11 protein-coding genes are annotated in these 12,735 nt (G+C 62.7%); 7 read left to right on the plus strand and 4 right to left on the minus strand.

Translation table 11 applies throughout. The features are described from left to right. Position 1: 1 nt before the first annotated feature. Entirely contained in the window at positions 2–670 is a 669-nt protein-coding gene (locus ACJJVH_RS14795) for a response regulator (protein WP_112795330.1), read from the plus strand. Further along, positions 660–2,075 (plus strand): sensor histidine kinase, encoded by a 1,416-nt coding sequence (locus ACJJVH_RS14800; RefSeq protein WP_412064237.1) that lies wholly within the window; start codon positions 660–662, stop codon positions 2,073–2,075. The genes ACJJVH_RS14795 and ACJJVH_RS14800 overlap by 11 nt, the downstream gene beginning before the upstream one ends. Before the next feature lie 346 nt (positions 2,076–2,421). Here the strand turns inward: ACJJVH_RS14800 and ACJJVH_RS14805 are convergent, their stop codons facing one another. From ACJJVH_RS14805 to ACJJVH_RS14815, 3 genes are all read right to left on the minus strand, one after another. Further along, positions 2,422–3,303: an ABC transporter permease gene (locus ACJJVH_RS14805; RefSeq protein ID WP_112796167.1), complete on the minus strand. Its 882-nt coding sequence runs from the start codon at positions 3,301–3,303 to the stop codon at positions 2,422–2,424. Positions 3,304–3,316: 13 nt separating this feature from the next. Further along, positions 3,317–4,135: an ABC transporter ATP-binding protein gene (locus tag ACJJVH_RS14810; RefSeq protein WP_113384874.1), complete on the minus strand. Its 819-nt coding sequence runs from the start codon at positions 4,133–4,135 to the stop codon at positions 3,317–3,319. Positions 4,136–4,244: 109 nt separating this feature from the next. Next, complete coding sequence (locus tag ACJJVH_RS14815) at positions 4,245–5,258, minus strand: ABC transporter substrate-binding protein (RefSeq protein WP_112796166.1); 1,014 nt, start codon at positions 5,256–5,258, stop codon at positions 4,245–4,247. Positions 5,259–5,598: 340 nt separating this feature from the next. Here ACJJVH_RS14815 and ACJJVH_RS14820 point away from each other — a divergent pair, with 340 nt between their 5' ends. The 3 genes from ACJJVH_RS14820 (at position 5,599) to ACJJVH_RS14830 (ending at position 7,046) form a co-directional block, all read left to right on the plus strand. Next, positions 5,599–5,907: a hypothetical protein gene (locus ACJJVH_RS14820; RefSeq protein ID WP_113369913.1), complete on the plus strand. Its 309-nt coding sequence runs from the start codon at positions 5,599–5,601 to the stop codon at positions 5,905–5,907. A gap of 187 nt (positions 5,908–6,094) precedes the next feature. Further along, on the plus strand, positions 6,095–6,553 hold the full coding sequence (locus ACJJVH_RS14825; protein ID WP_113359052.1) for a helix-turn-helix domain-containing protein: 459 nt from the start codon (positions 6,095–6,097) through the stop codon (positions 6,551–6,553). 253 nt (positions 6,554–6,806) lie between these two features. After that, complete coding sequence (locus ACJJVH_RS14830; RefSeq protein WP_112796164.1) at positions 6,807–7,046, plus strand: hypothetical protein; 240 nt, start codon at positions 6,807–6,809, stop codon at positions 7,044–7,046. Positions 7,047–7,147: 101 nt separating this feature from the next. On the opposite strand, the gene ACJJVH_RS14835 is transcribed toward ACJJVH_RS14830, so the two are convergent. Next, a complete protein-coding gene (locus tag ACJJVH_RS14835; protein ID WP_112796096.1) occupies positions 7,148–7,825 on the minus strand; it encodes a TetR/AcrR family transcriptional regulator in 678 nt (225 codons plus the stop codon). Between the two features lie 180 nt (positions 7,826–8,005). Here ACJJVH_RS14835 and ACJJVH_RS14840 point away from each other — a divergent pair, with 180 nt between their 5' ends. Together ACJJVH_RS14840 and ACJJVH_RS14845 are read left to right on the plus strand one after the other, a co-directional pair. Continuing rightward, positions 8,006–9,229, plus strand: coding sequence for an efflux RND transporter periplasmic adaptor subunit (locus tag ACJJVH_RS14840; RefSeq protein WP_112796094.1), 1,224 nt, complete (start codon positions 8,006–8,008; stop codon positions 9,227–9,229). Positions 9,230–9,237: 8 nt separating this feature from the next. Then, positions 9,238–12,390 (plus strand): efflux RND transporter permease subunit, encoded by a 3,153-nt coding sequence (locus tag ACJJVH_RS14845; protein WP_112796093.1) that lies wholly within the window; start codon positions 9,238–9,240, stop codon positions 12,388–12,390. Positions 12,391–12,735: the final 345 nt, after the last annotated feature.

The following is a 12,735-nucleotide window of genomic DNA, read 5'->3' on the forward strand; positions in this document are numbered from 1 at the left end:
CATGAGGCTGCTGATCGTCGAAGACAACCGCGAATTGGCGTCCTGGCTCGGCAAGGCGCTGCGTCAGGCGCAATATGCCGTCGACATCGCCTATGACGGCGAAGATGCCGAGCACATGCTGAAGGTCGCGGCCTATGCCGTCGTCATCCTCGATCTGTCGCTGCCGAGGATGGACGGGCTGACGCTGCTGAAACGGCTGCGCCAGAGCGGCAACAAGGTGCCCGTCATCATCCTGACGGCCAATGCCAGCCTTGACGGCCGGGTCGCCGGCCTCGACAGCGGCGCCGACGATTATCTCGCCAAACCCTTCGAAATTGCCGAGCTGGAGGCCCGCATACGCGCCGCCGTGCGCCGCGGCCACGATCATGCCGCCCCCGAGATCGCCGTCGGCGACCTGCTGTTCGACGGCGGCACGCGGCAATTCTATCTCGCCGGCGAGGCGCTGGCCCTGACGCCGCGCGAACATGCGGTGCTCGAACATCTCGTCATGAAGGCCGGAACGACCGTGACCAAGACCACGCTGTCGGAAAGCGTCTTCGGCTTCGACGATCTCGCCGATACCAGCGCCATCGAGATCTATGTGCATCGCGTGCGCAAGAAGCTCGAAGGCAGCACCGTGCAGATCGCGACGCTGCGCGGCCTGGGCTACCTGCTTCGCCATGCGCAATGATGCGGCCGCCCCGACCAAAGGAATTCTCGGCCGTGCCCTGGGCGCGCTGACGACAAGCCTTCGGGCGCAATTGTTCGCCTGGGTGGTGCTGACGCTGATCGGGGCGATCTGCATCAACCTCTATCTCAGCTTCCGTTCGGCCGACGCAACGGCCAATCTCGTCACCGATCGCACCTTGCTCGCCTCGGCGCGCGTCATCGCGGAAGCCGTGCATGTCGATGCCAGCGGCACGATACAGATCGATGTTCCGCCTGCCGCGCTGGAAATGTTCGACACCGGCTATGGCGACCGCGTCTTCTACCAGGTCGTGACCGCATGGGGAAATCTCGTCGCCGGCTTCCCGGATCTGCCGCGGCCGAAGCGGGACCTGCTTGGCGAAGACAGGACGTTTCGAACCGACAGCGTCCGCGTGCTCATGCTGAGCCATCCCGTGGTCGGCCTCGATCAGGACAGCACGATTTCCGTCGCCGTCGCCGTCACGCACAACAGCCAGGATGCCATGCGCCGCAGGCTGTGGCTCTCGGATTTCACCAAGCAGCTCGCGCTCGTCCTCCTTGCCGGCCTTGTGACCATCATCGGCCTGCAGCGCGGCCTCGCTCCCGTGCTGCGCCTGCGCGACGCCGTGCGCGAGCGCGGCCGCCAGCGCCTGGATCCGCTGGATCCCCATATGGTGCAGAACGAACTTCGGCCGCTCGTCCACGCCCTCAACGATCATATGGAGCGGGTGCAGAACCAGATGGCGGCGCAACGCCGCTTCGTTTCGAACGCCGCCCATCAGCTGCGCACGCCGCTGGCGCTCATTTCGACGCAGGCGAGCGTTGCCGCGCGCGAAAGCGACCATAATCGGCGGGACGAAGCACTGACGGCATTGCGCTCCAGCACGCGGCAAGTGACGCGGCTTGCCAGCCAGCTCCTGACGCTCTCGCGCGCGGAGCCGGGCAGCCGGCGGCCGCGAAACGACACGATCGACCTTGCCGAGACGGCGCGGCGGCTGCTGGAAACGCTGGCCGAGGAGGCCTTGCGCCGCCATATCGATCTCGGGCTGGAGGCCGACGACATACCAGTGCATATCGAGGGCGACGGCACCATGCTGCGCGAGATGCTGGTCAATCTCGTGGACAATGCCTTGCGCTACACGCAGGCGGGCGGCCGCGTGACGGTCGGCGTCGGCCGCGAAGGCGATACGGCCCTGCTCTGGGTCGAGGACAACGGGCCCGGCATTCCGGAGGCCGAGCGGGCGCAGGTATTCGAGCGCTTCTATCGCATCATGGGCACCGAGCCGGAAGGCAGCGGCCTGGGTCTTGCCATCGTCCGAGAAGTCGTCGACGGCGCCGGCGGCTCGGTCATGCTCGGCGAAGCGGCCGGCGGCGGCCTGCTGGTCAACGTGCGGCTGCCGGCGGTGTGAGAGTGCGGTAATTGCGGGATAGTCCCCTCTCCCCGCCTACGGCAGTGCAATCGCATATGGGCGGATCAGCGCTGCAAGTTCCTTCTCCCCTTGGGGAGAAGGTGGCCCGAAGGGTCGGATGAGGGGGCTGACCGATTTGAATTCATGGATTTTCGTGCTCTTGGCAGGCACCCCCTCATCCGCCTGACGGCACCTTCTCCCCGCTGGGGAGAAGGGGGGCGGCTACCATATAAGCCCATACGCGATTGCCCTCCCCACAGACAGGGAGTCTCCTGCCCCCGCACAGCAAAAAGGCCGGGCAAGATGCCCGGCCCCCGGCCTTGGGAGGTGCCAGTAAAGTGGCTACTTAATGCGTGTCGAGGCTCTGCTGCGGACGCCAGCGGGTGATGTGGTTCTCGATAAGCGTCATGACGTATTCCGCACCGAGCGTCACCACCATGACCAGGATGATTGCGGCATAGAGGCCGGCAGCGTCATAGGTGCCCTTGGCGATCGAGATCAGGTAGCCGACGCCGGCCAGCGAGCCGACGAACTCGCCGACGATCGCTCCGATGATGGCGAACGAGAACGAAACGTGCAGGCTGGCGAAGATCCAGCTCATCGCCGACGGCAGGATGACGTTGCGGGTCACCTGCCAGTTCGAGGCGCCGAGGATGCGGGCATTGGCGATCATGTTGCGGTCGGCCTCGCGCACGCCCTGGAAGGCGTTGGCGAAGACGACGAAGAACACCATGATGAAGGCGAGCGCGACCTTGGAGGGCAGGCCGAGACCCATGATCATCACGAAAATCGGCGCAAGGACGACACGCGGGATCGAGTTGATCGCCTTGATGTAGATCGACAGGATATCGGAGGCGAGCTTGTTGCGGCCAAGCGCGACGCCGACGAGAACGCCGGTCACAGAGCCGATGACGAAGCCGATCAGGGCTTCTTCCATGGTGACGCCGAGATGATACCAGAGCGAGCCGCTCTCGGTGCCTTCGGTGATCCAGTCCCAGAGGCGCAGCGCAATGCCGTAGGGGCTCGAATAGAAGAACGGATCGATCCAGTGCAGGTCGGACGCGAGCTGCCACAAGCCGAGGATGGCGACGAGAATGCCGACCTGCCAGGCCAGAACGACGTATTTGCGGCGGGTGAGCGCCTTCAGCGCCGCGGCTTCGATTTCCGCATCCGAGGTGCCGGCGCGGAAGATCGGGGCATTGCCTGCTTCGAGAGCTGTGTTTGCCATGATCAATCCTCCCTTATGCCGCTTCCGCGGCACGGCGATAGCTGGTTTCGACCTCTTCGCGCAGGTCGTCCCAGATCGTCTTGCAATAATCGATGAAGTTCTGCTCGTAGCGGATTTCCGAGACGACGCGCGGGCGCGGCAGGTCGATCGTGTAGACCGATTTGACCGTCGCCGGACCGGCTGTGAGAACATAGACCTTGTCGGCGAGCGCGACGGCTTCTTCCAGATCGTGCGTCACGAAGACGACGGAGGCCTGGCGCTCGGCCCAGAGCTTCAGGAGCTCTTCATGCATGACAGTGCGGGTCTGCACGTCGAGGGCCGAGAAGGGCTCGTCCATCAGCAGGATTTCCGGCTCGTTGATGAAGGTCTGCGCCAGCGAGACGCGCTTGCGCATGCCGCCCGAGAGCTGGTGCGGATAGTGATGCAGGAACTTCGAAAGGCCGACGCGGGCCAGCCAGTCCTTGGCCATTTTTTCCGCCTCGGCCTTCGACTTGCCGCGAAACAGCGGGCCGGCCATGACGTTCTCGATGACGTTCTTCCAGGGAAAAAGCGCGTCCGTCTGGAAGGCGAAGCCGACGCGCGGGTCGATGCCGCTGACCGGGCCGCCCATCAGGCGGACTTCGCCGGCGCTCGGCTTGGCAAGGCCGGTGACGAGGTTGAGCGTCGTGGACTTGCCACAGCCCGTCGGTCCGACAACGGCGACGAATTCGCCGCGCTCGACGGTCATATTGAAATCGCGCAGTGCGGTCAGCGACTTTCCGGTCGGCGATACGAAACGGCGGCTGACATTGATGAGCTCGATCGCCGGCGCGCGGCGTTCATCCTGTTGCATGGTGCTGATCCTGACGCGTGCCTTCAGGGCGTGCACGCAAAGCCCAGTGAACTGCAAAGTCCCTTGAACTGCCGCTTCCGGATTTGGCCGGAAGCGGCGCTATGGCTGCTTACTTGACGTTCTTGACGAATTCCGTCGTGTAGGTCTTCGACAAGTCGATCGTCTTGCCCTTGACGTTCTTGGAGAACTGCGAGAGCACGGCGAGAACGGTCTTCGGGCCATCCTCCGGCATCACGCCATCCGGCGTGAACATTTCCTTGCCCTCTTCAAGCGCCTTGATGTAGCCGTCCTTGTCGCCGACGTAGAAGTCCTTCGGCATCTTGTCGGCAATCTCGGCGGCGGAATGGGTGTTGATGAAGCGCAGCGTCTTCACGAAAGCGTTCGCGAGCTTCTGCACGTCTTCCTTGTGGGCGTCGACCCAGGCGGCATCCATGTAGAGCGACGCTGCCGGATAAGTGCCGCCGAGTGCTTCCTCGGTGCCCTTGAGCGTGCGCAGATCGACGAGGACCTTGGCTTCGCCCGTCTTCAGGAGGCGCGAGATCGTCGGTTCCGTGGTCATGCCTGCCTGGATGGCGTCCTGCTGCATGGCGGCGATAAAGGTCTGGCCGGCACCGACCGGAACCGGCGTGACGTCGGCCGGCGAGAGGCCGGCCTTGGACGCCATGTAGAGCGTCAGGAAGTTGGTGGACGAGCCGAGGCCGGTCACGCCGACGCTCTTGCCCTTCAGATCGGCGAAGGACTTGATTTCCGGATGCTTGGCCGAGACCAGCTCGACTTCGCCGGGCGCCTGGCTGAACTGCACGACGGACTTGATGAACTTGCCCTTGGCCTGCAGGTCGACGCAATGATCGTAGAAGCCGACGACGCCCTGGACGGCACCGGCCAGCAGCTGGTTTTCGGCGTCGACGCCGGCTGATTCGTTGAGAAGCTCGACCTCGATGCCCTCATCCTTGAAGTAGCCGAGCGATTCGGCAAGCTTGGCCGGCAGATAGATCTGCTTTTCGTAGCCGCCCACCATGATGGAAATCTTGTCGGCCGCATTGGCTGCCGTGGCTGCCAGGGAAGCAGCTGTCATGACGAGGGAAAGGGCTACGGTATGAAAAAGGGTGCGCGATGGACGCATCAGTGTCTCCTCCTGTTTGCATGGTTGCGCCATACGACGCTGTAGAAAATGCGCTTCCTCCACGAAGCTCAACGAACCTAACGCGGGCAACCTTTCAGTCAGCTTTCAGTGCCCATCCCGATAAGGCCACCTTGAGATTTTGTTCCGTCGGCGTCGCCGGGCGCAATTGCGGGCCACTCCGCCCGGCGGGTCTTCACTCTAATATTGGGCCGCCCGATGCGGTCATCGGCCTTTTTCCGGAATATGATCCCCCGCGTTGCAACGGGAAGCATCGTTCGATCTTGGCATTTCGCGTATGGCGGATATCCTGAAGCCGGCGTTTTCGCGGAGGAACGAACCCATGAGGACCATTGCCATAGCCCTGCTTCTGACGACGATTACGACCGCCGGCCCGGCGTCGGCGGTTTCCCGCTATCAGTCGCTGAGCAAAACCTGCGCGGCCGTGCAGCAACTCATCGCCGGAGAGCGTGCCGTGATATTGCGCTACCCTGCGCGACGCGGCGGCCTCGTCCTCTATGACCGCTATGTCGCCGACAGCGGGCAATGCGGCATATCCGGCTATGCCGCGCGCGCCTATATTCCCACAAAGGACGATCCGCTGTGTCCGGTCTATAATTGCAAGCCGTCGTCCGTCTTCAATCCGCATTGACGCGAATCGTCTTTTCTGCGGTTTATGCGTGCGACGGAGTTATGACGATTCCATAAAAAGACCTTTAGTTGAGTCTCACCCATATTTAACGCACATTTCGCGGGCAGATAGAGCCGGCGCCCTTTCTTTCGAAGGGTCAGAAGCATCGTGTTATCCGCCGGCCCCTATTTGATAAGGAGATTGCGCAGTGAGTGCAAAAGTACCGAACCCGATCGATGCCTATGTGGGCTCTCGAGTGCGCACGCGTCGTCTTATGCTTGGCATGAGCCAGGAGCGGCTCGCCGAACAGATCGGCGTGACGTTCCAGCAGGTACAGAAATACGAGAAGGGCACCAACCGCATCGGTGCAAGCCGGCTGCAGGCCATAGCCGGCGTACTGGCCGTGCCGGTCGCCTTTTTCTTCCAGCAGGACAATACGCAGCCGCTGAACACGGACGGCCTCGGCGCGATCAGCGGCCTTGAGGACCTGTCGGAATTTCTGACCTCCAAGGAAGGCCTGAGCCTCAACAAGGCATTCATGAAGATCAACGATGCCAGCATCCGCCAGTCGGTGCTGATGCTGATCAAGTCGCTGGGCAACGCCTCCGAGTCCCTGGCGGATCACATGCCTCAGACGACGAATATGTCGGCAAGCCTTCGCAACTGACGCATGGCTTTCCGGTAGAGCTGCCCCTCGCCGTGGCGTCGAAATGCGCCGCGGCAACGTTTTCCGTGCGCTTTCGCCCGCTTTTTCCGATCGTTTCGCGTCCTGAAATTGCAAAGGCCTGATTTTGCCGCAATCACGCCTCGTGTCACGCTGCATGTCACGCGCCAAGCTGCAAAACATCCGTTACGATTTGCTCATGTTTCCGGCCGGACGCGATTCGTCTGCCGGGAATGGGGGCAATAGAGGGCATGAAATGACTGCAGCACCACCGATCGGAGCAGCACACCAGGATCCGGACTCGCTCAAGGAACTGGCATCAATCGCACGGCTCATCACCTATGCGCGGCAGAGCGCCAAGAACCTGAATGCGGAATTCCCGGTCTGGTGCCTGGATCTGGCGCTTGGGGCCGTGCTGCAGGAAATGTACGAGAACGGCTTGCCGAGCCCCCTGTTCGACGAGGGAGCGGACGCGGCAAGCATGGTGGCGCACTGAACGGGAGGCTTCCGGCTCTGCCGGACGGCGCAATGCCGATATGGCGGAACGCCCGCATCGGCATTATCTTTCAATCCGGCGGAGACTCCCGGAAGAACCGATCAGCGGCCGCTTTTGCGCGGCTGTACGCCGGCGGTGAAAATGGCGATGCATTGCCGCAGGTGACGCAGCCGCGTTTCTCGATCCGGCCAATCGTTCGGATGGCCGGGCAATGAAATCATTGCGCCGAATATCATGTTCATCAGCATGCGCGCGCCGCTTCCCGCATCCTCGATCTCGATCAGGCCGCGCCGCTGCTGCTCGCTGATCCAGTCGGCAAGCATCTGCTGGGATTGCTGGGCGCCATGCGTCTGTATCAGCGTCGCGACCTCCGGAGACTGTCGCGATTCGCTCATGGCAAGATGAATGAACGCCTCGCGCTCGCGCTCGGTGGCTTCGTCCATGTCGATCATGAATATCTGTTCGAGCGCCTCGGCGAAAGGCAGGTCCTCATCGGCGTCGCGCGGCAGCGCCAGCATGGACGCACGATGCTCGGCGATGATCGCCATGAAAAGATCGGTCTTGCTCGGAAACAACCTGTAGAGGGTCTGCTTCGACATCCTGCAGCGGGCGGCGACGAGATCCATCGTCGTGCCGCCATAGCCCAGCTCGTAGAACGTCGCGCGCGCCTCGCGGACGATTTCCGCCCGGCGAGCGTCGTCATTCACGGTCTTCGGGCGACCGCGCGGGCGACGCTTGACGACCTGATCGGCCTTAGCTGCTCGTTCTTTTGTCAGCACTTCCGTCTTGACCCCAACAGCCGAATGCGATTGACATTTGAAGCAGTATACATATTTTCTGTACGACTTGGTACTGTAAATAAGGCAACAGGAAATAGCAACGTGCGAAAGCTCGCTCCTCCCACTTCTGCACCCGCATCTCCGACGATATCCGCGCGCCTTTCATCCGGCCGCGCTTCGATGACCATCGCAGGAGTCGTCGCAGCCCTGTTACTGGCCGGCTGCAACCAGCAGAATACCGCCCAGAACAATGCTCCGTCCGTCAAGACGGAAGTCAGCGCGATGTCGCTGCATCCGCAATCGGTGGCGATTACCGCCGAGCTGCCCGGCCGCACCAGCGCCTACCTCGTCGCCGAGGTACGCCCGCAGGTCGGCGGCATCATTCGCAGCCGCAATTTCAAGGAAGGCAGCGAAGTCCAGGCGGGCGACGTGCTGTATGAAATCGATCCGGCTTCATATCAGGCGTCCTATGACAGCGCCGCCGCCGCCCTTCAGAAGGCGCAGGGCGCCGTGCCCAGCGCCCAGGCCAAGCTCGACCGCTACAAGGGCCTGAGCGCCCAGAATGCAGTCAGCAAGCAGGACTTCGACGATGCGCAATCCACGCTCGTCCAGGCTCAGGCCGATGTCGCTTCCGCCAAGGCCGCACTCGAAACCGCCCGCATCAATCTCGACTATACCAAGATGCGCGCGCCGATCAGCGGCCGCGTCGACGCCTCCACGGTGACGGTCGGCGCGCTTGTCACGGCCGATCAGACGACGGCGCTGACCACCATTCGCCAGCTCGACCCGATCAATGTCGACGTTACGCAGTCGAGCACCAACCTGCTCGAATTCCGCCGCGCCATCGCCGACGGCCGGCTGAAAACCAGCGGCGACAACGTCTCCGTGCATCTGACGCTGGAGGACGGCAGCCAGTACAAGGAAACCGGCAAGCTCGAATTTGCGGAAGCCGCCGTCGCCGAGACCGTCGGCACGATCACCGTGCGCGCCGTCTTCCCCAATCCCGACCGGCTGCTGCTGCCCGGCATGTACGTGCGCGCCACCCTTCAGGAAGGCATAGCCGAAAACAGCTTCCTCGTGCCGCAGCGCGCCGTGACGCGCAACACGAAGGGCGAACCGATCGCCATGTTCGTGGCCACCGACAACAAGGTGCAGCAGCGGGTGCTGAAAGTGCAGCGCAGCATCGGCAACAGCTGGCTGGTGAGCGAGGGAATTAAAGACGGCGATCGCGTAATCGTCGAAGGCAGCCAGCGCGTCCGCGACGGCCAGGAAGTCACCGTCTCCCCCGTGACGATCGACGATGCGACCGGTGAAGTGAAGCAGGCTGCCGCCGATGGCAAGCCCGCGGAACAGGCAGCATTGGAAAAGACCGACACCAAGAACGCCTCCGGCGCTCAGAAGTGAGATAGACAATGTCTCGTTTTTTCATCGACAGGCCGATTTTTGCCTGGGTTATCGCCATCGTCATCATGCTGGCGGGGGCGCTTTCGATCCTCACGCTGTCGATCTCGCAGTATCCGCAGATCGCGCCGACGAGTGTGCGCATTAGCGCCACCTATTCCGGTGCCGACGCCGCCACCGTCGAAAACTCGGTGACCAAGGTCATCGAGCAGGGCATGACCGGCATCGACAACCTCGACTACATGACGTCGACATCGACCTCGACGGGTCAGGCTTCGATCACGCTGACCTTCACCAACAAGGCCGATCCCGACGTCGCGCAGATGCAGGTGCAGAACAAGCTGCAGCTCGTCACGGCGCAGCTGCCGCAGGCCGTGCAGAACACCGGCATCGTCGTCTCCAAGTCGACGTCGAACTTCCTGATGGTCGTCGGCTTCGTGTCCACGGACGGCAAGCTGAACTCCAACGACCTCGCCGACTATATTTCCAGCACGCTCAACGATACGCTGAAGCGCATCGAGGGTGTCGGCGATACGCAGATCTTCGGCGCCGGCTACGCCATGCGCATCTGGGTGGACCCGGACAAGCTCGCCAAATACCAGCTCATGGTGAGCGACGTCACCAGCGCGATCGAGTCGCAGAACTCGCAGGTCTCGGCCGGCCAGCTCGGCGCGCTGCCGCAGCGCAAAGGTCAGCAGCTCAACGCGACCGTAACGGCCAAGAGCCGCCTGCAGACGCCGGAGCAGTTCGAAAACATCATCCTGAAGAGCCAGTCCGACGGCGCGCTGGTTCGCCTGAACGATGTCGCCACCGTCGAGCTCGGCGCGGATAGCTACACCACGTCGAGCACCTACAACGGTCATCCCTCGGCCGGCCTTGCGGTGATGCTCGCCTCCGGCGCCAACGCCATCAACACGGCCGAGGCGGTGCGGACGACCATCGACAACCTGCAGCAGACCCTGCCGCCGAATGTCGAGGTGGTCTACCCCTACGACACGACACCCTTCGTCAAGCTGTCGATCGAGGACGTGGTCAAGACGCTGTTCGAAGCCATCGTACTCGTTTTCATCGTCATGTTCATCTTCCTGCAGAATATCCGCGCGACGCTGATCCCGACGCTCGCCGTCCCGGTCGTTCTGCTCGGCACCTTCGGCGTGCTCTCCCTTTTCGGCTATTCCATCAATACGCTGACCATGTTCGGCATGGTGCTGGCCATCGGCCTTCTGGTCGACGACGCCATCGTCGTCGTCGAAAACGTCGAGCGTGTCATGGAGGAAGAGGGATTGTCGCCGCGTGCGGCGACGATCAAGTCCATGGAGGAAATCACCGGCGCGCTGATCGGCATCGCCACGGTCCTTTCGGCCGTTTTCATTCCGATGGCCTTCTTCTCCGGCTCGGTCGGCGTCATCTACCGCCAGTTCTCGGTCACGATCGTCTCGGCGATGGTCCTCTCGGTCATCGTTGCGTTGATCCTGACGCCGGCCCTTTGCGCCACCATCCTCAAGCAGCCCAAGCACGGGGCAAAGGAAAAGGGCGCCTTCGGCTGGTTCAACCGCAACTTCGAGCGGGCGACGCATCGCTACCAGCGCGGCGTCCACGGCATGATCCGCCTCACCGTCGTCTTCCTGCTGGTGTTCGTCCTGATCGGCGGCGCCGTCGCCTTCCTGTTCAACCGCCTCCCGAGCTCGTTCCTGCCGGACGAGGACCAGGGCATCCTGCTGACGGCCATCCAGCTCCCACCCGGCGCCGCGGATTCCCGAACCTGGGCAGTGCTCGACCAGGTGAAGGACTATTATCTCAATACCGAGAAGGACTATGTGGACGGTGCATTCGCGGTTGCCGGTTTCGGCTTCAGCGGCCAGGGCCAGAATGTCGGTATCGTCTTCGTGAGGTTGAAGGATTTCGACCAGCGCAAGACGCCGCAATCGAAGGCTCAGGCGATCGCCGCCCGCGCCATGGGCGCCTTCTCGAAGATCAAGGATGGCAGCGTTTTCGCGCTTGCCCCGCCTGCGATCCCGGGCTTCGGCAGCTCGAGCGGCTTCGACTTCTTCATCAAGGACATCAACGGCGCCGGCCACGCCGCACTGATCGATGCCCGCAACCAGCTGCTCGCCGCCGCCGCGAAGAACCCCAAGCTGTTCGGCACTCGCCCGAACGGCCAGGAGGATACGCCGCAATATTCGCTGAACATCGACGAAGAGAAAGCCAGCGCGCTCAACATCCAGCTCTCCGACATCGACACCACCTTGTCGACCGCATGGGGCGGCACCTACGTCAACGACTTCATCGACCGCGGTCGCGTGAAGAAAGTCTACGTGCAGGCCGATAAGGATTTCCGCATGCAGCCGGAAGATTTCGGCCGCTGGTATGTGCGCAACTCGGATGGCGCCATGGTGCCGTTCTCGGCCTTCTCCAGAGGCGAATGGAATTATGGTTCGCCGCGCCTGGAACGCTATAACGGCTCGTCGGCCGTCGAAATCCAGGGTGCCGCCGCCCCGGGCGTTTCCTCGGGCGACGCCATGAACGAGATCGACAAGATCATGGCGAGCCTGCCGCCGGGCTTCAGCCACGAATGGACCAGCCTGTCGGCCCAGGAAAAGCTTTCCGGCAACCAGGCAAGCCAGCTCTACGCGATCTCGATCCTCGTCGTGTTCCTGGCGCTCGCCGCGCTCTACGAGAGCTGGTCGATCCCGCTCGCCGTCATGCTGTCGGTTCCGATCGGCATCTTCGGAGCGCTCTTGGCCGCAACCCTGTTCGGCCAGTCGAACGACGTCTACTTCAAGGTGGGCCTGCTGACGACCATCGGCCTGGCGGCGAAGAACGCCATCCTGATCGTCGAGTTCGCCATCGAGCAGCAGAATCAGGGCAAGAGCCTGATCGACGCGACGCTGGAAGCAGCCCGACAGCGCCTGCGGCCGATCCTGATGACCTCGCTCGCCTTCATCCTCGGCGTCATGCCGCTGGCAATCGCCAACGGAGCCGGATCGGGCAGCCAGAACTCGATCGGTATCGGCGTCATGGGCGGCATGATCTCGGCGACCGTGCTGGGCGTCTTCTTCATTCCGCTGCTCTTCGTCTCGGTTCGCCGCGTCTTCAAGGGCAAGGTCGGGCCGACGACAACGCCGGAAACGCCGGCGGCCGACAGCAGCCCCACCACGCATTGACGACCGCTCCGCCCGCTCTCGGCCTCGAGTTGCGGGCGGCGCCGATCCAACTTCGACCAGAAGGGCTCCTGCGTTCACGCGGGAGCCTTTCTGGTTTTTGATCCCAGGAAAGACGGTTGGTATTCCGGGATATTCGCCGAATGGGAGCAATTTCAGGAAAGTGCATAGCGGTTTCCATGCGGAATTGCTCTATAGGCGTCGCCCTTGCAAAACCGCGCGGGAAGAGCCTGAGCACTGTTGCCGCAAAGCGCGTGAGGCACCTCCGGCGTGGTCGCCTTTCCCTGAACGCTGTTTCCCTTGACGTTTGCCGGCCCCATCAGGAAGCCATCGGTCCTTGCCGGGATC

It is taken from the genome of Rhizobium sp. SYY.PMSO, assembly GCF_046840415.1.
Lineage (GTDB): Bacteria > Pseudomonadota > Alphaproteobacteria > Rhizobiales > Rhizobiaceae > Rhizobium.